The organism is Hippea jasoniae (assembly GCF_000744435.1).
In the GTDB taxonomy this organism is placed as follows: Bacteria; Campylobacterota_A; Desulfurellia; order Desulfurellales; family Hippeaceae; genus Hippea; species Hippea jasoniae.
The window spans coordinates 1-23407 of sequence record NZ_JQLX01000002.1 but is presented as its reverse complement, the minus strand read 5'-3'; the positions used below and the strand labels follow the sequence as shown (position 1 = coordinate 23407).

Below are 23407 nucleotides of genomic sequence, written 5' to 3'. Positions count from 1 at the left end.
GAGGATGAGTTATGGTTCACTACAGTGAGTTGGGATTTGTTAATACAAAAGAGATGTTTAAGGATGCCATGGAAAATGGATATGCCGTTCCTGCTTATAACTTCAACAATATGGAGCAGCTTCAGGCTATTATTACAGCCTGCACACTAACACAATCGCCTGTTATATTGCAGGTTTCAAAAGGCGCAAGAAAATATGCCAATCAAACGCTTCTAAGATGGATGGCACAGGGTGCTGTGGAGTTGATGAAGGAAATTGCAAGGGAAAACAACTTAAAAGAGATTCCCATTGCGTTACATCTTGACCATGGTGATAGTTTTGAGCTGTGCAAAAGCTGTATAGAGATGGGCTTTTCATCTGTTATGATAGATGGTAGCCATCTGCCTTATGATGAAAATGTTGAAATAACAGCAAAAGTCGTTGAGTATGCCCACAAGTATGATGTAACTATTGAGGGTGAATTGGGTGTGCTTGCAGGTATCGAGGATGATGTAAAGGCAGAAAAGAACATCTATACAAACCCTGATGATGTTGAGGATTTTGTGAATAAAACAGGTGTTGATTCACTTGCCATAGCCATCGGAACATCTCATGGTGCATACAAGTTTAAGGTAAAACCCGGTCAGCAGCCACCGCCATTGAGATTTGATATACTTGAGGAGGTTGAAAGGAGGATCCCTGGTTTCCCCATTGTTTTACACGGTGCATCAAGCGTGCTGCAGGAGTATGTGCAGATAATCAATAAATACGGCGGTAATCTTTAAGGTGCTGTTGGTGTTCCTGAGGATCAGCTCAGAAAAGCTGCAAAAAGTGCCGTTTGCAAAATCAATATCGACTCTGACGGTAGACTTGCTATGACGGCAAAGGTTAGAGAGGTGTTATGGACTCAACCCAAAGAGTTTGATCCAAGAAAATATCTTGGTCCTGCACGAGAGGAATTGATAAAGATGTATATGCGCAAAAACAAAGAAGTCTTAGGTAGTGCAGGAAGGGTAAAATAGAGGTGCCTATGCGTAGTTATACAAGGTTGTTACTTATATCTATGGTTGGTTTTGGTGTGGGGATGGGGATTATTTTCCCTATCTTCACATCCTATTTTGTTACATTTAAAAAAGGTTTTGAGTTGATATTTATATTTTCCTGCATTATCGCTGGAGTGATTGTGGGCTTGAGTGCTTTTTTTATAGCCAAAAAGGTAATTTTTTCTCAATTGAACTATCTTGCTAAAAATCTTGGAGAGATTGAAAAGAAGAATTTGACGGTAAGGATAGATAAAAGAGAGCTTCTGAATTCAGAGGATGAATTGGGTGTGCTTGCCAATGTGTTTAACCTTGCTGTAGAAGCCCTGGTTGATGTTATAAAACATACTTACGAGCTTGTGGGTTCTGTTGAAAAGCTCTCTGAGAATGTTTATGCAAAAACCCACAATATAAAGCAAAACAGTGATAGCGTGCTTGATGCAGCCTCACAGATCCGAATAGCTGTGGAAAACTTATCTTCATCGTATAATTCTTTAATAGATGAGCTTTCAAATTTAAAAGAAGGGATTGAGGCTTCAAATGACTCCCTGAATAATAACTTTTCCTTGACGCTTTCAAATATAAAGTTTGTTGATTCTTTACTTGAAATGGTTGAAAGAATTAAAGAAAAAGCACAGAGTCTTGATGATGTTGTTGGTGGTATTTTAAAGACAGTGGATATAATCGATGACATTGCCCAGCAGACAAACCTTCTTGCTTTAAACGCCGCAATTGAGGCAGCAAGAGCCGGTGAGGCCGGACGTGGTTTTGCCGTGGTTGCAGATGAAATCAGAGAGTTAGCTGAAAAAACCCAGAAATCTACGGCAGATATTGCTGAGATGATAAAGGTGTTGACAAATACATCATCCCAGCTGACAAATAGCATAAAACTTATCAGTGAAAAAACCGTTGAATCAAAAGAGAATAATGAGGCGCTTAAGGATGCCATGGAAACTGTCAAAGAGATGACAGCAGAAGCAAACGATAGATTGCAGCGTTTCTTTAATGAGCTTGAAAATGTTGCTGCAGGGGTTGAAGAAACAAACGCTCAACTTTCGGCTTTAGACAGAGTTGAAGAGAACAAAAGATTTATGGATGAGATTGTGGATAACTTAAGAAGACTCAAGGGGGAGATTGAAAACCTGGATAATTATCTTAAAGGCTTCAGGATTTGAGTATGATAAAGGTTAGAGAGGTTTTAGAGTTAGAAAATACAATTGAGTTTAAAAGTGATGTATCAGACTCAAAAAGGCTTAAATACAGGGCAAATTACGGTTTTGTAAGAAGTTTGTGTAAAATAGATGTAGAGGATGTTAAAGAAGCTGCAGAAGAGTTTGAAGAGTTTGAGAATTTTGTGCAGGTTGGTATAGGTGGCTCGGCTTTGCCTGCAACTGCAGCTTTATCATTCTTAGGAGGGATTTATTCAAATTACACAAGCAAGAAACGCTATTTTGTGCTTGATAACATTGACCCAGAAAGAATTGAGTTTATTTTAAATTTAAATCTTGAAAAAACACTGTTTCATGTTGTTTCAAAAAGTGGCTCAACAATTGAGACGATAGCGCAATTTTCGACCATCTATAAACATTTAACTAAAATCTTTGGCAACAAAGCACATAAACATTTTGTGTTTACCACTTCAGATAAGGGTTTTTTGTATGAATTTGCACAAAAAAACAATATCAAGACTTTCTTAATCCCGGAAGAGGTGGGTGGTAGATACAGTGTTTTTACGCCTGTTGCTGTTTTTCCTTTAGCCTTTTTTGGATATGATGTTGATGGTTTTATTGAAGGTGGCAAAACAGCTGTGAGAGGCTATAGAAACGGCTTTGGCCTGCCAAACGATTTTGCCCTTTTTGCTGTTGAAAACTATAAAGAAGGCAAAAATATGCTTGTGTTTTTTGCCTATAAAGATAGATTGGCTAAAATAGGCGAGTGGTTCAGACAGCTGTGGGCAGAGAGTCTGGGTAAAAATGGAAAAGGTCAGACGCCTATTGAGGCAGTTGGTGTGACAGATCAGCATTCCCAGCTGCAGCTTTATCAGGATGGTCCTTCAGATAAGGCTTTTGTTTTTGTTGATATGCCCTGTAAAACGGATTTCGCTGTTGATGATAAAACAATCTGGCAATACAAAACAGGTTCATTATGCAAAATTATGGAGATTGAAAAAAACGCAACACTTAAGGCTTTGAAGGAAAAAGGTCTGGCTGTATCAGAATTGTTTTTAAAAAGAACCGATGAGTTTGGACTTGCAAGCTTGTTGATGCTTTTGATGATAGCAACGGCAAAGGCTGGAGAGCTTTTAGGTGTAGATCCATTCGATCAGCCGGGTGTGGAAAAATCAAAGAAATATGCAAAAGAGGAATTGAAAAATGGGTGAAATGGCTTATAAAACACGTATTTACTACGATGATACCGATGCTGGTGGTGTGGTTTATTATGCCAATTATCTAAAATATTGCGAAAGGGCAAAGCAGGAATTTTTTTTAAGTAAGGGCTGCGATCTGTTCAAACTTCATAATGAAGGCATCTATCTTGTGGTCAGTGAGGTAAAAGCAAAGTATAAAAAGAGCTTAAAACTTGGCGATGAGGTAGAAGTTTCTGTTGCCTTAAAAAATATAAAAAGAGCCTCTGTTGAGCTTTTATTTGAAATAAGAAATGGTGATGGTGATTTAGCCGCAGAGGTTGAGATATTATCGGTTAGCGTTGATAAGGATTTAAAAATAGTAAAACTACCCGAGTGTATTAGCAACTTGACATAGTCTATTTTTTGTTAATAATCTTTCAAAATTTTGCAGGGAGGCTGTTATGGCAAGAAGAAGTGATATAATGATAAAGGGTCCCCAAAGGGCGCCTCACAGGTCTTTGTTTAAAGCTGATGGTTATACGGATATTGAACTAAACAGGCCGATAATAGCAATTGCTAACTCATACAACACAATTGTTCCAGGTCATGTTCATATGCAGCAGCTTGTTGAGGCTGTCAAATACGGTATCTATATGGCAGGTGGCACACCCATTGAGTTTAATGTGATTGGCGTTGATGATGGTATAGCAATGGGTCATCTGGGTATGCATTACTCTCTGCCTTCAAGGGAGCTCATTGCAGACAGTGTTGAGACAATGGTTAACGCTCATCCGGTAGATGGTCTTGTTATTTTGCCTGCCTGCGACAAGATAGTTCCAGGTATGATGATGGCTGCAGCAAGGGTTAATATTCCAGCAATTATGATATCCGGTGGGCCGATGCTGGCTGGAAGGTTTTCAGGAACCGACATAGACCTTGCTCAGGTTTTTGAGGCCGTTGGAAAATATGTTAACGGTGAGATTACAGAAGAAGAACTGAGGGCTGTTGAAGAAGCTGGTTGTCCATCATGCGGCTCATGCTCTGGCATGTATTCTGCAAACTCCATAAATTGCATCAGTGAGGTGCTTGGTCTGTCTTTACCGGGTAACGGTACAATCCCGGCACCGATGGCTGCAAGGGTAAGACTTGCAAAGTTAGCCGGTATGAAGATTGTGGAGCTTGTTGAAAAAGGTATCAAGCCACGCGATATAATGACAAAAGAGGCTTTTTTAAATGCCATTGTTGCAGATATGGCTATGGGATGCTCGACAAACACCGTCTTACATCTGCTTGCCATTGCAAACGAGGCTGAGGTTGACTTAACGCTTGATGATTTTGATAAACTAACCGATAAGGTGCCGGATCTGTGCGCATTTTCTCCTGTTGGTCCGTATCATCTGCAGGATTTAGATGAAGCTGGTGGTATGATGGCGCTTTTGAATAGACTTGAGCCTTTGGGTTTGCTTAATCACGATTGTATTACAGTGAGCGGCAAAACGATCTATGAGAATTACAAAAACGCCCGTGTTTACAGGGATGAAGTGATAAGACCACTTGATAAACCATATTTCCCAAGAGGCGGTTTGACTATCTTGAAAGGCAATCTTGCACCGGATGGTGCTGTTTTGAAGCAATCCGGCGTAGATGTATCTATGAATAAATTTGTTGGCAGGGCACGTGTATTTGATTCTGAAGAGGAAGCTTTGAAGGCAATATTTGCAAAGGATATCCATAAAGGCGATGTTGTTGTTATAAGGTATGAGGGTCCTGCTGGAGGCCCTGGAATGAAAGAGATGCTTCAGCCAACCAGTGCCATAGCAGGCATGGGGCTTGATAAGGATGTTGCTTTGATAACCGATGGTAGATTTTCTGGTGCAACAAGAGGTCTGTCTGTGGGTCATATTGCACCTGAGGCAGCAAGGGGCGGTTTGATCGGTTTAATAGAAGAGGGTGATAAAATAGAATTTGATGTTGAAAATAAAACGATGAATCTGCTTGTTGATGAGAAAACGATTGAGCAAAGAAGAAAGAATTTTAAACCAAAACCACCAAAAATAACAAAGGGATGGCTTGCAAGATACGCTAAAATGGTAGGTTCAGCTGCAAAAGGAGCTGTTTTAGAATACTAAAACGGAGGTTTTAAAATTGGAGAAGTACAATCCAGCAGAAATTGAAACAAAATGGCAAAAGATATGGGAAAAAGAGGGTGTATTTAAGGCAAGGGATTTTGATAAAAAGCCCAAATTTTATCAGCTTGAGATGTTCCCGTATCCATCTGGCAGAATCCATATGGGTCATGTGAGAAACTACTCAATCGGCGATGCAATAGCCCGTTATAAGTTTGCTAAAGGTTATAATGTTTTACATCCAATGGGCTTTGATGCGTTTGGACTGCCGGCTGAGAATGCTGCCATTGCCAATAAAACCCATCCGGCTAAGTGGACATATTCCAATATCGATTACATGATCAAGGAGCTTAAGCGGCTGGGATTTTCTTATGATTGGGATCGCCTCGTAATAACATGCGATCCTGACTATTATAAATGGGAGCAGAAGATCTTTATTGAGATGTTTAAAAAAGGCATGGTTTATAGAGCTAAAAGCACGGTAAACTACTGCCCAAGCTGCAAAACGGTGCTTGCCAATGAGCAGGTTGAAGATGGCAGATGCTGGCGATGCGGCAGCGAGGTTATACAAAAAGATATGGATGAGTGGTTTTTAAAGATTACAGATTATGCAGATAGGCTTCTTGATGATATGAAATTAATCGAAGAAGGCTGGCCGCAGAAGGTTTTAATCCAGCAGATAAACTGGATAGGCAAATCAAAGGGTGCATTTATTAAGTTTAAAATTGATGGCGTTGATGATTATCTTGAGGTGTTTACAACAAGACCCGACACACTTTTTGGTGCAACCTTTGTTTCTATAGCGCCCGATCATCCAAAACTTTCTAGGCTTGTTGATGATAAAAAGAAAGAGGAGCTTAAAGCGTTTGCTGAAAAGTTTAGAAAGTCTGAAAGGGATTTTTCTAAAGAGAAAGAGGGTATCTTTACAGGCGTTTATGTAATTAACCCTGCAACAAATGAAAAAATTCCACTTTATGCTGCAAACTTTGTTTTAATGGAGTATGGAACAGGTGTTGTAATGGCCGTGCCTGCCCATGACCAGCGTGATTTTGAATTTGCAAAGAAATACAACCTGCCTATCAGGATCGTTATTAAAGCCGAAGGTGTGCCAGATGAAGGCAAAAAGCTAACCGAAGCCTACACAGAAAGAGGCGTTTTGGTAAATTCAGCTGATTTTGATGGAATGGATAATGAGAAAGCCAAATGGGAGATCGTTGCATGGCTAAAGAAGAGAGGCCTTGCAAAAGAGGGTTATCAGTACAGGTTGCGTGACTGGAATGTTTCTCGCCAGAGATACTGGGGTGCACCGATTCCTGTTATTTACTGTCCAAACTGCGGTATAGTGCCCGAAAAGATAGAAAATCTACCCGTTAGATTGCCTGAAAATGTTGAGATAACAGGTGAGGGTGGCTCACCACTTGAAAAGGTTGAAGAATTTGTTAATACAACCTGTCCTGTTTGTGGAGCAAAAGCAAAAAGGGAAACCGATACATTTGATACATTTATGGAATCCTCCTGGTATTTTTTGAGGTATTGTTCTCCCAAGTATGAAAAGGATATCTTTGAAAGACAGAAGGTGAACTACTGGATGGATGTTGATCAATATGTTGGCGGCATTGAGCATGCCGTTATGCATCTTTTGTATGCGCGCTATTTTACCAAGGTTTTGCACGATTTAGGCTATACAGATTCAGTTGAGCCGTTTAAAAGGCTGCTTACACAGGGTATGGTTATAAAAGATGGCGCAAAAATGAGCAAATCTAAGGGTAATGTTGTTGACCCGGATGATATTATAAACAACTACGGTGCAGATACGGCAAGACTGTTTATTTTATTTGCTGCACCGCCTGAAAAGGATCTTGAGTGGTCGGATGAGGGTGTTGAGGGTGCTTATAGGTTTCTCAATAGACTGTGGCGTCTTGTTGTTAATTATAAAAATTTAAAGTCAAGAGATGTGGAAATAGACAGTGAGCGACTTAAGAAGCTCAACTATATGATTAACTTTACGATAAAAAGGGTTACTGAGGATTTTGAGGATTATCATTTTAATACTGCTATTGCGGCCTGCATGGAATTTGTAAACTTTCTGCAGGATTTTAAACCGCAAACTGACTCAGAAGAGGCTTTGTTTGCAAAGGCTTTGGAGGTTTTGCTTGTATTGCTTAATCCGATTGTGCCGCATATTGCCGAGGAGCTGTGGCAGATAAGCGGACATAGTGGCTTAATCGCCTATGAACAATGGCCTAAATATGACAGCAAAGCCCTTATAAAGGATAAAGTTACGATTGCCATAACGGTTAATGGCAAGCTAAGGGATACGATTGAAGCAGATGCAGGGCTTGGTGAGGATGAGATATTTGAAAAAGCTATTCAAAGTGCAAAGGTAAAAAGGCATATAGACGGCAAAACCGTTATTAAAAAAATCTATGTAAAAGATAAACTGCTCAATATTGTGGTGAAATGATGAAAAGATTGATATTGTTATTTGCTGTATTTTTGCTCAGCGGTTGCGCCTATAGCTTTGTGGGTCAGAATAATGCTGCTGTAGGTGGTATAAAGGCTATTTATGTTGAAAATATTGAAAATTTGACAACCCAGCCGAATCTGCAAACCTATTTTAAGGGAGATATTATAAACACTTTGAAATTAGATTCCAGGCTTAGCGTGGTGGATAAACAGCTTGCCGATGGGTTTTTAAAGGTGAAAATAATAAACTACTCGGTTAATCCTGTTTCGTTTTCACAGAGTGGCTTTGCATCACGATACCGCTGCAGTATTGTGGCTGTGTTTTCTCTGTTTGATAAAGATGGCAAGCCTGTAATAGATGAAAAGCAGATTGAGGAATCTGAAGATTTTGATGCAAAAGATCAGGTTTTGGCAACAGAGAAGGCGAAAAATAAAATATCCAAAGATGTATTAAAAAGTTTGGCTTTAAAACTCAGAGACGCTTTATTTGTTAATTTCTGATGAAGTTTTTGGTGCGCTGGGCGATAAATACCATAGCGCTGGGTATTGCGGTTGTTATAGTAAAGGGCGTAACGGTTAGTGGTATTGTTAGTTTATCAGTTGCAGCCCTGTTTATTGGATTATTAAACGCATCGCTAAGACCGATAATGATTATTCTTACGCTTCCGTTAAATATATTAACGATGGGCACATTTACACTTGTTATAAACACGATTATGATTTTGATTACCGCCCAAATTGTCAGAGGGTTTGATGTTAGTGGATTTTGGGCAGCATTTGTAGCTTCGCTGTTTATGAGTTTTGTTAGTTTTATTTTGAATATGTTTGTGGGGGAATAGGGTGTATGGGTGATATTCCGGCATTGAAGATGAAGGATAAGGTGGCAAAAATACCTATTATTCAGGGTGGAATGGGTGTTGGTATCTCACTTTCGAATCTTGCCTCAGCTGTGGCAAAAGAGGGTGCAATTGGTGTGATTTCTGCAGCTGAGATCGGTATGATTGAGGAGGATGATTTTTTTATAAATCCTCAACAGGCAAACGAGAGAGCGTTGAGAAAAGAGATCAAGAGGGCAAGAGAGAAAGCAGAAGGTGGTATTATCGGCATAAACATAATGGTTGCAATGAGTGAGTTTTACCGTCTTTGTGAGGTGGCCATTGAGGAGCAGGCTGACATTATATTTGCAGGTGCAGGTTTGCCCCTTGATATTCCTTACGAAAAACTTAAGGGTAGTAACACGGCTTTTGGTGTTATAGTTTCATCGGATAGAGCATGTAAATTAATTTTTAGATACTGGGATAGGCATTATAAAGATATCCCCGATTGTGTTGTGGTTGAAGGTCCTATGGCTGGTGGTCATCTGGGATTTAAACCTGAGCAGTTGTTTGATCCCGATTATGCACTTGAAAATATAGTTCCACCTATTATTGAAGCGGTGAAACCGTTTGAGAAGAAATATTCAAAGAAGGTGCCTGTGGTTGCAGCTGGTGGTATCTATACAGGTGAGGATATATATCGTTTTATTGATGAGATAGGTGTTGATGGCGTTCAGATGGGCACAAGATTTGTTGCAACCCATGAATGTGATGCTGATGTTAGGTTTAAAGAGGCTTACATAAAAGCAAAAAAAGAGGATGTGGTCATAATTAAAAGTCCTGTTGGTTTGCCAGGAAGGGCTATAAAGAACAAGTTTCTTGAAGAGGTTGAAAAGGGCAAGAAGCAGCCTTTTAAGTGTATCTGGCAGTGCTTAAAGGGTTGTGATTATAAAAAAGCCCCCTACTGTATAACGCAGGCGCTTGTCAATGCTCAAAAGGGGCGGTTTGCAGGCGGATTTGCCTTTGCGGGAGCCAATGTTTACAGGGTTGATAGAATTGTATCTGTTAAGGAGTTAATTCAAGAATTGATCGATGGTTATATATCAGCAAAAAGAAGAGCAGGTAAACATTGAGGGTATATTTTGAAAGTCTCGGCTGCCCAAAAAATACAGCAGATAGCGAGTTTATGCTGGGTCTTTTGAGGTTTAACAATGTTGAGATTGCAAAGTCACCTCAAGAGGCCGATTTTTTGGTTGTCAATACATGCGGTTTTATTGAGCCTGCCAAAGAAGAATCTATAGAAACCATACTTGAGCTTGCAGAATTTAAAAAATCAGATCCTTCAAAAAAACTAATAGTTTGTGGTTGTTTGTATGAAAGGTATAAAAATCAGCTAAAAACTCAACTGCCTGAGGTTGATGGTTTTGTTGGTGTAGGTGAGTTAGAAAAGATTATATCCTTTTTTGAAAATTCTAAGTTGCCTGATAAACCGTATTGCAAAAGGCGATCATTTTTTGTACCGCATATCGGCTATCTAAAGATTGGAGATGGCTGCTCTCACGGCTGCAGTTTTTGCGCTATCCCACTTATAAAGGGTACATTTTACTCAAGGCCCATAGATGAATTGACAGAAGAGGCCAGGCTGCTGGCAGAAAATGGGGTCAAAGAGCTGTATCTTGTGGCTCAGGATACTACGGCTTATTTAAGAGAACAAAATATAAAAAATGGCCTTGTAAGCCTACTTGAAAAACTTGAAGGGGTTGATAGCATTAAATGGATCAGGCTGCTTTATACCTACCCAAGTCTTATCAGTGATGAGCTTGTAGAGTTTATGTCAACCTCAAAAAAATTGGTTAGATACATCGATGTGCCGTTTCAGCATGTTAGTGATAGGCTGCTTAGTGATATGGGTAGAGAATACACAAGGAAAGATATAGAGCATCTTATTGAAAAACTCAGAGATAGGGTTAAAGGTATAGCAATAAGATCAACTTTTATCGTTGGTTTTCCAACAGAAAGGGATGAGGATTTTTTGGAGTTGGTTGATTTTATAGAGCAATACAGGCTTGATTGGGCAAGCTTTTTTGCCTACTACCATGAGGAAGGCACGCTGTCTTATAAACGGTTTGAAGACCTTGATGAGGAAATAAAACAGCAGAGACTTGAAGAGATTGAACTTTTAAATCTTCAAGTAATAGAAAACATTAATGAAACATTTTTAAATAAAAAATTTGAGGTAATTATTGATGGAGAAAGTGATAAAGAAGACTATCTTCAGGCTCGCAGCTACAGATCAGCCTATGAGATAGACGGTATAATTTACATTAAAAAACAGCCCCATTTAAAACCTGGCGATTTTGTAAGTGTGAGGATTTCTCAGGTAGAGGGCGTAGATGTGATTGGTATTGTAGAGGAGGAAAAATGAAAAAGGTTGTTTTGTTTGTTATAGTAGTGGTCTTTTTGGCTATTCAGTCTCATGCAGAAGTCTTAAGAATAGGTCTTTTGAAGATTGAGGATGTTGCACCTGTCGTAATAGCAAAGCAGAAGGGATTTTTCAAACAGGCAGGTTTAAATGTTAAAATAGTTTATTTTAATAGTGCTTTAGAGCGTGATGCAGCGTTAGAGGCTAAAAAAATAGATGCTGAAATTGCCGATCCAATTGCAGCTGTTCTGCTCAATGAGAGTGGATTTGGTGTGAAAATTGTATCGGTTGCTTTAGGTGTAAAACCAACAGAGGGAATCTTTAGCCTGCTTGCATCTCCTTCTTCAGATATAGAAAAACTCTCAGACCTTAAAGGAAAAACCGTTGCCATCTCAAGAAATTCGATTATTGAGTATGTGCTTGATAGGATTTTAAAACCACGCGGCATTAAGGTAAAAAAGGTTGAAATAAAAAAGATGCCTTTGAGGGTTGAAATGCTCCTTAAAGGGAGAGTTGATGCAGCGCTTCTGCCAGAACCTTTGGCTACCTATGCATTGATGCGAGGAGCAAAACTTATCTATTCCGATGCCTATTTTAAAAAGAGCATATCTCACACTGTCTGGGTTTTTAGAGCGAATTATTTAAAAAAACATCCCGATGTCTGTGTTAAGTTTAAAAAAGCATACAATAAAGCTGTCAAACTGATCAACAAAGATCCCAATAGATACAGAAAAACCATAGAGAAGATAGCAAGAGTGCCCAAACTGATAAAGAGCGATTACATTATTCCCCACTACACCCCTTTTGAGCGATTGAGATGTAGCGATTTTTACTCATATGTAAATTGGATGATGGAAAAGAAGCTTATTAATAGAGAACCTTCCTGCTGTGAAATTGAATATGCTTGTGGTAAATAATTTATCAAAGGTGTATGATGATGGTACAGCTGCTGTTGATTATATATCGTTTGAGTTTAAGAAAAATTGCTCATATGCAATTATAGGTCCATCGGGTTGTGGCAAATCTACATTTCTTTTGATGATGGCGGGGATTATAAAACCATCAACAGGTAGTATTGTTTTTGAAGGAAGAGAGGTTAATTCTGTTTTGGATAAATCCTCTGTTGTTTTTCAAGACCACGGGTTGTTGCCGTGGAAAAGCGTTTTCAAAAATGTTGAGCTGCCTTTGAAAATCAAACATATAGAAAAAAACAAAAGAAAAGAAAGGGTTGAGAGAATTTTAAAGGAGTTGGGGCTTGATGAGTTTAAAAACCATTTTCCCTACCAGCTTTCTATCGGTATGAGGCAAAAGGTTGCATTTGCCAGATCGTTTGTTGTTGATCCTGAGATTGTTTTTTTGGATGAGCCAACGGCCTCACTTGATGCACTAAGTAGAGAAAAGCTTCAGGATTTTATGCTTGAGCTTTTTTTAAGGGGCAATTTTACATCGATTCTTGTAACCCACAGCATAGAGGAAGCAGTTTATTTGGCTAAATACATACTTGTTTTTAGTAGAAGACCTGCAAAATTAAAAGCTGTTATAGAAAACCCACAGGCTGGCAGCAAAGCTTACAGAAATTCAGTAGAATTTTTTGAAAAATGCAAAAGTTTAAGGGCATTAATAGAGTTTTAGGCTATATTTTAGCTACTTTTATCATAGTCACATTGTGGAATGTTTTATCATTAATACTTTCCACGCCTGCTTTTCCTGAAGTTGGTTTTGTTTTTCATGCTCTGGTTGCACACAGCAGAGAAGTTTTTAAGAATATGGAATACTCACTCTTTAGAGTAATTGCTGCCTTAATGCTTGCCTTAGGAAGCGGCGTCTTTTTTGGTTTGCTGAGTTTTTCAAAAAAGATGGACAAGGTGCTTTCGCCTTTTTTGTTTATACTTTATCCTATTCCTCATATTGTGCTTTTGCCGCTGTTTTTGATTTTATTCGGAATAGGCGATACATCCAAGATTCTGCTTATCGCTTTTATCTGCTTTTTTCAAATCTGGATGGCTGTTAGGGATGGTGCTGCAAGAATTGAGCAAAACTATATTTATACCTTAAAAAGCATGAACGCTACAAAGAAAGATATATATGTCCATCTTGTTTTTCCATATATTTTACCGTATCTGTTTACAGGCTTAAAGATCAGTGTGGGTACATCGATTGCCGTTTTGTTTTTTGTTGAATCGTTTGCAACAAGCAGAGGGCTTGGTTTTATGATAATGGATGCCTGGAGTGCTGTTAATTACCCTCTTTTGTATGCTGCAATGAGCGCTATGGCTTTTATGGGTTTTGCTTTTTATATAATTGTCGAAATATTGAATATCTGGTTGTGTGGATGGATTTATAAAACCAGGACTTGACTTTATGGGTCTTGTTATGCTAATTTTGTGTGATTTTTAGGGGGGAGCAGTTGATTTTGCAACTTAAGGTTAAACCTTCCTCAAAACAGGAAGGCGTTACTTTAGACGGTGATATAGTCGTGGTAAAAGTAAAAGAAAGGCCTGTTGAGGGTAAAGCAAACAAAGCCGTTATTGCGTTGCTTGCAAAGAAACTGAAGATTGCAAAGGGTTGTATTGAGATAATTTCAGGAAAAGGCTCAAAGCTTAAAAGGGTGAAAATCGACTGTGCCGATGAAGATGAGATTACGATGAAGCTTAAGGAGGCTTGAGATGCCGATTTATGAGTATGAGTGTAAATTCTGCTTTAGTAGATTTCAGCTGCTTCAGAAGTTTTCCGATCCTCCACCTGAGGTATGTCCGCACTGTGGAAAAAAAGGCGGCATAAAAAAGCTCATATCACCAACATCTTTTGAGCTAAAAGGTAGTGGCTGGTATGCCACAGATTATAAATCATCGTCAAATAGCAATAATGCTACATCAGCATCTTCAAAATCACAGACCAAGGAGGCAAAGAGTGGTTGAAAGGACACTGTCTATTATCAAACCGGATTGTGTAGCTGCTAAAAATTCAGGAAAAGTTATATCTATGCTTGAGAAAAACGGTTTTGATATCGTAGCTATGAAAAAGGTATGGCTTACAAAACAACAGGCTGAGAAGTTTTATATCGTTCATAAAGAAAGACCGTTTTACGATTCATTGACAACATTTATGAGTGAAGGTCCGATTATTGTTATGGTGCTTGAAAAGGAAAACGCCATAGAAGATTACAGAAAGCTGATGGGGGCAACAAACCCGCAAGAGGCTTCAGATGGCACAATAAGAAAGCTTTTTGGAAGCAACATAGAGCGAAATGCTGTTCATGGATCGGATTCAAAAGAATCTGCAGATTATGAAATAAACTTTTTCTTTAACGAATTAGAAATTGTAAAAGGAGAATAGCCATGGCACAACCAAAAAGAAAGTCATGTCATTCAAGGGCTGCAAAAAGGGTAACGCACAAGAAGTTAAAAAGTGTACCTCTATCTAAATGTCCAAACTGCGGTGAGTATAAACTACCGCACAGGGTTTGCCCATCATGTGGTTATTACGGTGATAGAGAGGTTATTACACCAGAGGAGTAAATGATAGCCGTAGCTGTAGATGGCTTCGGTGGCGACCATGCACCTTTTGAGATTGTAGAGGGAGTAAAGCTTGCATTAAAGGCAAATAACGAACTTTTCATTTATTTAGTAGGAAAAGTGGATGAATTGGGTTCGTTAGTAGAATCATTTGATGAAGAGATAAAAAAAAGGTGTGAAATAGTATCAGCTACCGAAGTTGTTAGAATGTCGGATAAACCTTCACAGGCATTAAGACTTAAAAACTCATCGATGTCTGTCGGCGTGGAGCTTGTTAAGCAGGGCAGGGCTGAGGCTTTTGTAACAGCTGGAAATTCCGGTGCCGCCATGGCGTTTGCCATGTTTGGTTTAGGAAGAATAAAGGGTGTTTCAAGACCTGCTATAGCAACGCTTCTGCCTACTATCTCTGGAAAGGTTTTATTGCTTGATGTGGGTGCAAATGTTGACTGCAAGCCATCTCATCTGGTTGAATTTGCCCTAATGGGGGCTGTTTATGTAAAGTATGTTGGTGGCATAGAAAAGCCACGAATAGCTATATTGAGCAACGGCTCAGAGCCTGGAAAAGGCAACCAGCTAACACTTGCAGCTTACGATCTTTTATCAAAAAGCGGCTTGAATTTTATAGGCAATATAGAGGGTGATGAAATCTATAAAGGTAAAGCTGATGTTGTTGTGTGTGATGGTTTTGTTGGTAATGTAGTTTTGAAGGTTTCTGAGTCTATTCCGTCTGTTATAGGTGAGTTTTTGAAAGAAGAGATAAAAAAGAGTTTCTGGTATAAAGTAGGGTATTTACTTGCCAAACCGGCATTTTCAGTTCTTAAAACAAAAACAGATTATGCAGAGTTCGGGGGGGCGCCGCTTTTAGGGGTTAATGGAAGCTGTATTATCAGCCATGGAAGAAGCAGGGCAAGGGCTATTAAAAATGCTATATTAAAGGCTTTGAAGTTTTCTGCCGAGCATGTAAACGATAAAATTGAAACAGCTATTGCAAATTGCAGTGTTTTAAATCAGTTGAAAGGGGCTGTGAGGCAATGAATGCAAAAATAACTGCCACAGGTGCTTACCTGCCTGAGAAGATAATGACTAACTTTGATTTAGAAAAGATGGTCGATACATCTGATGAATGGATAAAGCAAAGAACCGGTATTGAAATAAGACATATAGCAGATAAAGAAACTACAGCTGAGCTTGCAGCTAAAGCAGCTTTAGATATTTTAAAAAACTCAAGACTTTCTGCCTCAGATATTGAACTTATAATTATAGCTACTGTAACACCCGAACATCCTTTGCCTGCTACAGCTTTGTTTGTTCAGGAAAAGATAGGAGCTTATAATGCGTTTGGGTTTGATATAAATGCGGCATGTAGTGGTTTTACATATTCTCTTTCTGTTGCAAATGCCTATATTCGATCAGGCATGGTAAAAAATGCTCTTGTTATAGGCGCTGAAACATTAAGCAAAATCGTTGACTGGCAGGATAGGTCAACCTGCGTGATCTTTGGTGATGGTGCAGCAGGGGTATTGCTTGAGGCAGTGGATGATGATAGTGTCGGTGTACTGGATATGGTTTTGCATTCAGATGGAAGGTATACGGATCTTATGATTGTTCCTGCACCAGGCAGCAGGTATCCATGCAGCGAAGAAGTAATAAAGAATAGAGATATTTACATAAAAATGAAAGGCAATGAAACATTTAAAATGGCAATAAGAAGTATAGCAGGTGTTTCTCAAGAGGTGCTTGATAGGGTTGGTTTGAATTTTGGTGATGTAGATTGGATGGTTTCCCACCAGGCAAACAGAAGGATTATTGAAGGTGTTGCAAAAAGGGTTGGTCTTGATATGAATAAAGTAATAATTACAATTGATAGACACGCCAATACAGCTGCTGCATCGATTCCACTTGCTTTAGATTGGGCATATAAAAGTGGAAAAATTAAGGAAGGGGATATTGTTTTGTTAAATAGTTTTGGTGCAAGTTTGACCTGGTCTGCAGGCGTTATAAGGTGGTAGGTATGATAAAAACAGAGATCTGTGATCTGTTGGGTATAAAATATCCGATTATTCAAGGTGGCATGGCGTGGGTTTCAGATGCAAACCTTGCAGCAGGAGTGTCTGAGGCTGGTGGCCTTGGTATTATAGCAGCAGGGAATGCCCCGGCTGAGTGGGTTGAAAAAGAGATTATCAAAGCCAAACAACTTACAGATAAGGTGTTTGGCGTTAACATAATGTTGCTTTCCCCCTATGTAGATGATGTGGTTGATGTTGTTGTTAAACATAGAGTTGGAGTGATAACCACGGGTGCTGGAAGCCCTGGTAAATATATGGATAAATTTAAATCCATAGGTGCAAAGGTTATACCTGTTGTAGCAAGTGTTGCATTGGCTAAAAGGATGGAAGTTACAGGTGCTGATGCTGTGATTGCAGAAGGTACTGAATCCGGTGGACATATAGGTGAACTCACTACTATGGCTTTGGTTCCACAGGTTGTTGATGCTGTTGATATACCTGTTATTGCAGCGGGTGGTATTGCAGATGGCAGGGGTTTTGTTGCTGCACTTGCATTAGGTGCCAAAGGTGTTCAGATGGGAACACGGTTTGTTGCATCAAAGGAGTGCACAATAGCTGAATCATACAAAGAGGCTATTGTAAAAGCCAAAGATAGAGATACGGTTGTTACAGGAAGAGCAACGGGTCATCCAGTAAGGATTTTGAAAAATAAGCTTGCAAGAGAGTTTTTGAAATTAGAAAACAGCGGAGCAACAAAGGAAGAGCTTGAGAAATTTGGTGAGGGCAGGCTGAGGCTTGCAGCAAGGGAGGGTGATGTTAAAAACGGCTCTGTAATGGCTGGTCAGATTGCAGGCTTGATAAACGACATAAAACCGGTAAAAGACATCATTGAGGATATAGTTAAAGAAGCTGAGACTATAATAAAAAACCTATCACAACTTGTCGGGGTTTAGTTATGCGATTTTTGATGTTTACAGGACAGGGTTCTCAATTTGTTGGGATGGGGTATGACCTCTATCAGGCTTTCGATATTGTAAAGGATACATTTAAGAGTGCTGATAAAGCCCTGGGTTTTAGCTTAACGGAGTTGATGTTCAATGGGCCTGAGGAAAAGCTAACGCTCACTGCCAATGCACAGCCAGCGATTCTTACCGTATCGGTGGCTATTCTACGATTAATTAAAAGTGAAACCGATTTTGATTTTGATGTGACGGCGGGTCATTCGCTTGGTGAATATTCATCACTTGTTGCAACCGATGCGATGGATTTTGAAGATGCCGTATATGCGGTTAACAGGCGCGGCAGTTTTATGCAGGAAGCAGTAAAAGAGGGCATTGGCGCTATGGCTGCAATTATTACAAAAAAGCACGATGAGGTGGAGAAGCTTTGCAGAGAGGTTAGCCAGAGCATCGAGAACGGTTATTGTCAGATTGCAAACTACAACGCCGAGAATCAGGTTATAGTCTCTGGATATGCAAAAGGCGTTGAAGAACTATCAAAAAAAGCCGTTGATCTTGGACTTGGAAAGGTTATACCGCTTAAGGTTTCAGCCCCTTTCCACTGTGCTTTAATGGAGCCTGTAAAGGATAAAATGGCTGCTGTGCTTGATAAAATTTCATTCAGCGATCCTAAAAAACCTGTTATAGAAAACACTAATTCTGAAGTTATACAAAAATCCAGCCAGATAAAGGATTTCTTAATAGAACAGATAACAGCTCCTGTTAGATGGACAGATAATGTTGCTAAGGCTGTTGAGATGGGTTGTGATGATTTTGTTGAGTTTGGTCCAAAGAATGTGTTGTCTTCGATGCTTAAGCGACAAATGAGAAAAGCAAATATCAATTATGTGGTTGACTTAAAAAGTTATAACAGTTATAAGGATAGCGTATGAGATTTGAAGGAAAGGTAGCTTTAGTTACTGGTGCATCAAGAGGCATTGGTGCACAGATTGCATACCAGCTTGCAACAAAAGGCATATTTGTGGTTATAAACTACTCATCAAGCCAACAACACGCCAAAGAAGTAGCCCAGAGAATAAAGAGAGATGGTGGTGATTGCGAGATAGTGCAGTTTGATGTTTCCAATTTTTCTGAGGTTGAGTCTGCAACAAAAGAAATTATTGCAAAACATAAACGCATCGATTATCTGATAAACAACGCCGGTGTAGCCGATGATAATTTGATTGTGAAGATGTCGCAGCAACAGATAGATAGGGTGATTGATATAAACCTGAAGGGTGCATTGAACTGCTCTCGTCATGTTAGCAGGTATATGATTAAAAATAAATTTGGTGTTATAATAAATATCAGCAGCGTTATTGGATTGATGGGCAATGCAGGTCAGGCTAACTATGCAGCATCAAAGGCTGGCTTGATAGGTTTGACAAAATCTTTAGCAAGGGAGCTTGGCTCCCGCAATATCAGGGTAAATGCCATTGCACCTGGCTATATTGAAACGGATATGACGGAAAAGCTGAATATCTTGCAAAAAAAGGCTCTTTTAAACTCTATTGCACTTAAAAGACTGGGTAGTGTTGAGGATGTGGCAAATTTAGTTGAGTTTTTAATCAGTGAGGAAGCTTCATATATCACCGGTGAGGTGATTAATATAAGCGGAGGATTGTATATTTAAAAATAAAAGAGGGGGTTTGAACAGATGAATGTAGCAGAGGAAGTAAAGAAGATTGTTGTTGAGCAGCTGGGAGTTGATGAAGAGGAGGTAAAACCTGAGGCTAAATTTATTGAAGACCTTGGTGCTGACTCTTTAGATACCGTTGAGCTTGTTATGGCAATGGAGGAGAAATTTGGCATCGATATTCCTGATTCAGATGCAAGCAAGATTGTAACAGTTCAGGATGCCATCGATTATGTTGAAGCTCATCTAAACAAGTAAGCTGAGTGAGAGTTATGCGCAAGGTTGTAGTTACCGGTGTAGGTGCCATAACTCCTGTAGGGTTAACCGCAAAAGAGAGCTTTGAAAACGCCGTTAAAGGTAAAAGCGGCATAGATAAAATAACGCGGTTTGATGCAACTAACTTTAGCGTGCAGATTGCAGGGGAAGTTAAGGGTTTTGACCCTACAAAGTATGTATCAAAAAAGGATGTAAAAAAGATCGATCTGTTTTCGCTTTATGCCATTGCGGCTGCGGATGAGGCTATAAGAAATTCCGGTCTTGATGTTGAAAAAGAGGATCCATACAGAATCGGTGTGAGTGTTGGTAGCGGTATCGGTGGGCTTGCAACGATTGAGAAATACAACGAAGCTTTATTAAAAAAAGGGCAGAAGGGTGTTTCTCCGTTTTTTATTCCTATTGCTGTGATCAATATGGCCGCAGGCAACATAGCAATGCAGTTTAAGCTAAAAGGGCCTAACTTTAGCGATGTGACAGCCTGCGCAACAGGAACGCATTCCATCGGGCTTGCTGCAAGATGCATAGCATACGGCGATACTGATGTTATGATCTGTGGTGGGACAGAGTCCACCATAACACCCCTTGCAGTTAGCGGTTTTGCCAATATGAAAGCACTTTCAACAAGAAACGATGAACCCCAGAAAGCCTCAAGACCGTTTGACAGAGACAGGGATGGCTTTATCATCGGTGAGGGTGCCGGTATTTTGATTCTTGAGGAGTATGAGCATGCCAAAAAAAGGAATGCAGAGATACTTGCAGAGTTTGCAGGTTTTGGTATGAGCGATGATGCTTACCACTATACTGCTCCTGATCCTGAAGGCGAGGGTGCTATTGCTGCCATGAAAATGGCTTTAAACGACGCTAAGTTGAACCCCGAGGAAATCGATTACATAAACGCACACGGAACAAGCACCTATTTTAACGATATTATCGAAACAAAGGCTATAAAACGGGTTTTTGGTGAGCATGCCTATAAGCTTTCCATAAGCTCTACAAAATCTGTGACGGGACATCTGCTTGGAGCTGCAGGTGGTGTGGAGGCTGTATTTAGCGTTCTTGCCTTAAAAGAAGGTGTAATTCCGCCTACTATAAATCTTGATAATCCTGACGATGAGTGCGATTTGAATTATACACCCAATGTGGCTGAGCAAAAACAGATTAAAACGGTTATGTCCAACTCTTTTGGTTTTGGCGGCACAAACGCTGTTATAATCTTCAAAAAAATCTAAACGGGGCTGAATGCCCCTTTTTTCTTATGAAACATATATTTTTTGACCTTGATGGCACATTAGTTGACTCAAAAAGGGATTTAGCCGATAGTATAAACCATACGCTTCAAGTGTTTAACTTAAAACCATTGGATGATAAAGAAATCTTTTCCTTTGTTGGCAACGGAGTAAGGCGTCTTGTTGAGGATACACTTTTGAAAAAGAATAAAATTGAACTATTTGATCGCTTTATGGCTGAATTTTTGGATTATTACGATAAGCATCTGCTTGATAACACAAAACTTTACGATGGTTTTGGAGAGGTTTTAAATAGGTTGAATGAAAAAGACATTGATATGTTTGTTGTAAGCAATAAGAGTTATCGTTTTGTATATAAGATTCTTGAGGGTTTGGGTATAAAAAAATACTTTAAGGATTTTGTTGGTGGAGATAGTTTTCCTTTTAAAAAACCTGATCCCTATCCGATTATTGCACTCTCAAAGAAGCATAATATTTTTTTGAAGAATTCATTTGTTGTTGGTGATTCAGAAAACGATATTTTAGCCGCTAAAAATGCTAAAGTAAAAATAGGCTGGGTGGTTTTTGGATTTAGAGATAAAGGAATTTTAAAAAAATTTAGCGTGGATTATGTGATTAATCATCCTTTTGATTTGATTGAGATTGTAAGGTAGAGGGGTTGTATGATTGCAAGAATTTGGCATGGACGCACTAAGGCTGAAGACTACGAAGCTTATAGCGAATTTTTAAAATCTAAGGCAATACCTGATTATGAAAATACAGAGGGGTTTGTTAGGCTCGTTTTTCTTAGATCTTTAGAGGGTGATGAAGCTCATTTTTTACTGATAACATTCTGGGAAAATTTAGAAGTTATAAAAAATTTTGCAGGGGAGGATTACGAAAAAGCCAAATACTACCCTGAAGATAAAGAATTCCTCCTGGAGTTTGAAGAAAAAGTGAAGCATTATGAGGTTTTCGCTGAGTAGAAGTTTTTTTATTTGTTACTTTAGGTGAGAATCGATTTTTTCAATTATAACCTTTCCATTTTTCTCATTGCAATAAGCTCGTCTGCTATTATCCCCAGAAAACGGATAAAATTCATATTTGTACTGTTGAGAGATTTTACCGCTAAGTGCGTGGTATCTTAAGGATTTAAGGTTAAATTTTTCATCTTTTGTAAATTTATACTTGTCAAGTAAATCCAACATCTCGTTTATTTGGATTTTTTCGTTTTCATTTAGTTTTCCAAAGTTTTTCCTGAATTCAGTTGAGTAGCTTATCATCCTATAACTTAATAATTCTTTAAAGAGTTCTTTTTTAACTTTTTGCCATACAATCTCTCCCCACGGTGAAAGGATATATTCCTCGTTAATTTTTAATATCAAGCTTTTTGGTATGTCTTTTAATGTTTCCTCATCTATTTTAATTCCATCTTCCAAATATCTAAAAGTTTCGATTTTTTTTCTAAAAATTGTTTCATCAATTTTTAACGGCAATCTTGGAATACTAAGCAATTCTCTACTTGTTTCAAATATATAAATACTTTCATCGGCCCAAATACTTGCCATACTTTGCATAAAGCTATTGATACTTTTGAATCCACCTGTAAGATTAAAAATTATTTTATATCCACTTTTTCTATATCCATCCAATTCTGTTGATAAATCTCTAACAATTTCTGATAGTGACAAGTGAAAACTTTCTATATCTGATGTTTGTAAATTTTTAGGGGCATAAATTGAAACTCTAAAACCTTTGTTTTTTAAAAACAATTCAACTATTTCGGCTGATTTTTTGCATAGAAATGTATCTGTTATTAAAAGTTTGTGGATATCATTCTTATTAAAGGAAGATTTGTAAAATGTAAGCAAGGCATTCATTTCTGCTGAAAGTTTTTTTAATTCATTTTCATTCATAAGTAGAACTTTTTCTTTTAACAGCTTAAATTCATTGAGAAAATTTTCCAAGAAATTTTATCTATATCTTTTTCTTTAGAGTTTGAATATTTATAAATATCTCCTGCTTTAAACTTTTCTTTTAGGCCATTTGTTAGGCTGCTAAGCCCGACTGTTGTTATTATATAATTCATTCCTACCTCCTTTAGATAATATATAGTTTATGTTAATAATTTTACAGTTCAGTTTATATATGTCAATCAATAAATTTAGGTTTTTAATTTTAAATAGATGAAATTTAGAACAGAGTAGAATTTTTCATAGTGTCTACCAAGCCCCCTACTTAATCAAACAATCTCAAGAAGATAAATAAAGTCTAATTGAGCTTAATAAAGCTTTGCAATTCTTATGAGCAGGTAAAAAAGTAGGTGTCCGACCATCAGCTACAATTGGAAAACCCAAGACAGATGGTGGTCGGATAATTCCCTTCATCAAGCCCGACTGCCTACTTAAGAAAGTCTTTGAAGAGTTTCTGGCGTCAGGCTCGATAAAGGAGCCTGTCGAGCCCCTACTTGAATAAACACCTATTAGAACATAAATGAAACTCAATTAAGTCTAATTAAGTTTTGTTTTCCCTCTGAGTAAGTAAGAAAAGTAGGG

The 23407-nt window shown here is 38.6% G+C and carries 27 protein-coding genes and 1 pseudogene; 26 read left to right on the top strand and 2 right to left on the bottom strand.

Annotated features, from left to right (window positions below; translation table 11 throughout):
- Window positions 1–11: 11 nt before the first annotated feature.
- The 26 genes and pseudogenes from EK17_RS00395 (at window position 12) to EK17_RS00270 (ending at window position 21838) form a co-directional block, all read left to right on the top strand.
- Window positions 12–1001: pseudogene (locus EK17_RS00395) on the top strand (class II fructose-bisphosphate aldolase).
- An 8-nt stretch (window positions 1002–1009) separates the two neighbouring features.
- A complete protein-coding gene (locus EK17_RS00390) occupies window positions 1010–2194 on the top strand; it encodes a methyl-accepting chemotaxis protein (RefSeq protein WP_035586461.1) in 1185 nt (394 codons plus the stop codon).
- A gap of 2 nt (window positions 2195–2196) precedes the next feature.
- Window positions 2197–3399, top strand: coding sequence for a glucose-6-phosphate isomerase (locus tag EK17_RS00385; RefSeq protein ID WP_051904315.1), 1203 nt, complete (start codon window positions 2197–2199; stop codon window positions 3397–3399).
- Complete coding sequence (locus EK17_RS00380; protein ID WP_084675030.1) at window positions 3392–3781, top strand: acyl-CoA thioesterase; 390 nt, start codon at window positions 3392–3394, stop codon at window positions 3779–3781. Before EK17_RS00385 ends, EK17_RS00380 begins: the two co-directional genes overlap by 8 nt.
- Before the next feature lie 46 nt (window positions 3782–3827).
- On the top strand, window positions 3828–5495 hold the full coding sequence (ilvD, locus tag EK17_RS00375; protein ID WP_035586458.1) for a dihydroxy-acid dehydratase: 1668 nt from the start codon (window positions 3828–3830) through the stop codon (window positions 5493–5495).
- Window positions 5496–5511: 16 nt separating this feature from the next.
- Window positions 5512–7956, top strand: a complete 2445-nt coding sequence (leuS, locus tag EK17_RS00370; protein WP_035586456.1) for a leucine--tRNA ligase — start codon at window positions 5512–5514, stop codon at window positions 7954–7956.
- Window positions 7956–8459, top strand: coding sequence for an LPS assembly lipoprotein LptE (lptE, locus tag EK17_RS00365; RefSeq protein ID WP_035586454.1), 504 nt, complete (start codon window positions 7956–7958; stop codon window positions 8457–8459). The genes leuS and lptE overlap by 1 nt, the downstream gene beginning before the upstream one ends.
- The gene (locus EK17_RS00360) at window positions 8459–8797 is read left to right on the top strand and encodes a phage holin family protein (RefSeq protein WP_035586452.1); all 339 of its coding nucleotides are present in this window, start codon (window positions 8459–8461) and stop codon (window positions 8795–8797) included. Before lptE ends, EK17_RS00360 begins: the two co-directional genes overlap by 1 nt.
- 5 nt (window positions 8798–8802) lie before the next feature.
- Entirely contained in the window at window positions 8803–9906 is a 1104-nt protein-coding gene (locus EK17_RS00355; protein WP_035586450.1) for an NAD(P)H-dependent flavin oxidoreductase, read from the top strand.
- Window positions 9903–11198: a 30S ribosomal protein S12 methylthiotransferase RimO gene (gene rimO, locus EK17_RS00350; RefSeq protein ID WP_035586447.1), complete on the top strand. Its 1296-nt coding sequence runs from the start codon at window positions 9903–9905 to the stop codon at window positions 11196–11198. Before EK17_RS00355 ends, rimO begins: the two co-directional genes overlap by 4 nt.
- Complete coding sequence (locus tag EK17_RS00345; protein ID WP_051904314.1) at window positions 11195–12112, top strand: MetQ/NlpA family ABC transporter substrate-binding protein; 918 nt, start codon at window positions 11195–11197, stop codon at window positions 12110–12112. Before rimO ends, EK17_RS00345 begins: the two co-directional genes overlap by 4 nt.
- Window positions 12084–12827, top strand: coding sequence for an ABC transporter ATP-binding protein (locus tag EK17_RS00340; protein WP_198018113.1), 744 nt, complete (start codon window positions 12084–12086; stop codon window positions 12825–12827). Before EK17_RS00345 ends, EK17_RS00340 begins: the two co-directional genes overlap by 29 nt.
- A complete protein-coding gene (locus tag EK17_RS00335) occupies window positions 12794–13552 on the top strand; it encodes an ABC transporter permease (protein ID WP_035586441.1) in 759 nt (252 codons plus the stop codon). Before EK17_RS00340 ends, EK17_RS00335 begins: the two co-directional genes overlap by 34 nt.
- A gap of 50 nt (window positions 13553–13602) precedes the next feature.
- Complete coding sequence (locus EK17_RS00330; protein WP_035586438.1) at window positions 13603–13860, top strand: DUF167 domain-containing protein; 258 nt, start codon at window positions 13603–13605, stop codon at window positions 13858–13860.
- Window position 13861: 1 nt separating this feature from the next.
- Window positions 13862–14113 carry an FmdB family zinc ribbon protein gene (locus tag EK17_RS00325; RefSeq protein ID WP_035586436.1) on the top strand — a complete coding sequence of 84 codons (252 nt, stop codon included), beginning with the start codon at window positions 13862–13864 and terminating at the stop codon, window positions 14111–14113.
- Complete coding sequence (gene ndk / locus EK17_RS00320) at window positions 14106–14531, top strand: nucleoside-diphosphate kinase (RefSeq protein ID WP_035586434.1); 426 nt, start codon at window positions 14106–14108, stop codon at window positions 14529–14531. The genes EK17_RS00325 and ndk overlap by 8 nt, the downstream gene beginning before the upstream one ends.
- A gap of 2 nt (window positions 14532–14533) precedes the next feature.
- Entirely contained in the window at window positions 14534–14713 is a 180-nt protein-coding gene (gene rpmF / locus EK17_RS00315) for a 50S ribosomal protein L32 (RefSeq protein ID WP_035586431.1), read from the top strand.
- Window positions 14714–15745, top strand: a complete 1032-nt coding sequence (gene plsX / locus EK17_RS00310; RefSeq protein WP_084675027.1) for a phosphate acyltransferase PlsX — start codon at window positions 14714–14716, stop codon at window positions 15743–15745. It abuts the gene before it with no gap.
- Window positions 15742–16719, top strand: a complete 978-nt coding sequence (locus EK17_RS00305; RefSeq protein ID WP_035586428.1) for a beta-ketoacyl-ACP synthase III — start codon at window positions 15742–15744, stop codon at window positions 16717–16719. The genes plsX and EK17_RS00305 overlap by 4 nt, the downstream gene beginning before the upstream one ends.
- Before the next feature lie 2 nt (window positions 16720–16721).
- Window positions 16722–17669, top strand: a complete 948-nt coding sequence (fabK, locus tag EK17_RS00300) for an enoyl-[acyl-carrier-protein] reductase FabK (protein WP_035586424.1) — start codon at window positions 16722–16724, stop codon at window positions 17667–17669.
- A gap of 2 nt (window positions 17670–17671) precedes the next feature.
- A complete protein-coding gene (fabD, locus tag EK17_RS00295; RefSeq protein ID WP_035586421.1) occupies window positions 17672–18607 on the top strand; it encodes an ACP S-malonyltransferase in 936 nt (311 codons plus the stop codon).
- Window positions 18604–19347 (top strand): 3-oxoacyl-[acyl-carrier-protein] reductase, encoded by a 744-nt coding sequence (gene fabG / locus EK17_RS00290; protein WP_035586418.1) that lies wholly within the window; start codon window positions 18604–18606, stop codon window positions 19345–19347. The genes fabD and fabG overlap by 4 nt, the downstream gene beginning before the upstream one ends.
- Before the next feature lie 24 nt (window positions 19348–19371).
- On the top strand, window positions 19372–19608 hold the full coding sequence (gene acpP, locus EK17_RS00285) for an acyl carrier protein (protein WP_035586416.1): 237 nt from the start codon (window positions 19372–19374) through the stop codon (window positions 19606–19608).
- A 14-nt stretch (window positions 19609–19622) separates the two neighbouring features.
- Entirely contained in the window at window positions 19623–20855 is a 1233-nt protein-coding gene (gene fabF / locus EK17_RS00280; RefSeq protein ID WP_035586413.1) for a beta-ketoacyl-ACP synthase II, read from the top strand.
- A 26-nt stretch (window positions 20856–20881) separates the two neighbouring features.
- Window positions 20882–21526, top strand: a complete 645-nt coding sequence (locus EK17_RS00275) for an HAD family hydrolase (protein WP_035586410.1) — start codon at window positions 20882–20884, stop codon at window positions 21524–21526.
- A gap of 9 nt (window positions 21527–21535) precedes the next feature.
- A complete protein-coding gene (locus EK17_RS00270) occupies window positions 21536–21838 on the top strand; it encodes an antibiotic biosynthesis monooxygenase family protein (RefSeq protein WP_035586408.1) in 303 nt (100 codons plus the stop codon).
- 15 nt (window positions 21839–21853) lie between these two features.
- Here the strand turns inward: EK17_RS00270 and EK17_RS00265 are convergent, their stop codons facing one another.
- Window positions 21854–22768 (bottom strand): putative CRISPR-associated protein, encoded by a 915-nt coding sequence (locus EK17_RS00265; RefSeq protein WP_035586406.1) that lies wholly within the window; start codon window positions 22766–22768, stop codon window positions 21854–21856.
- A gap of 17 nt (window positions 22769–22785) precedes the next feature.
- Window positions 22786–22941, bottom strand: a complete 156-nt coding sequence (locus EK17_RS09320; protein ID WP_156957489.1) for a hypothetical protein — start codon at window positions 22939–22941, stop codon at window positions 22786–22788.
- Window positions 22942–23407: the final 466 nt, after the last annotated feature.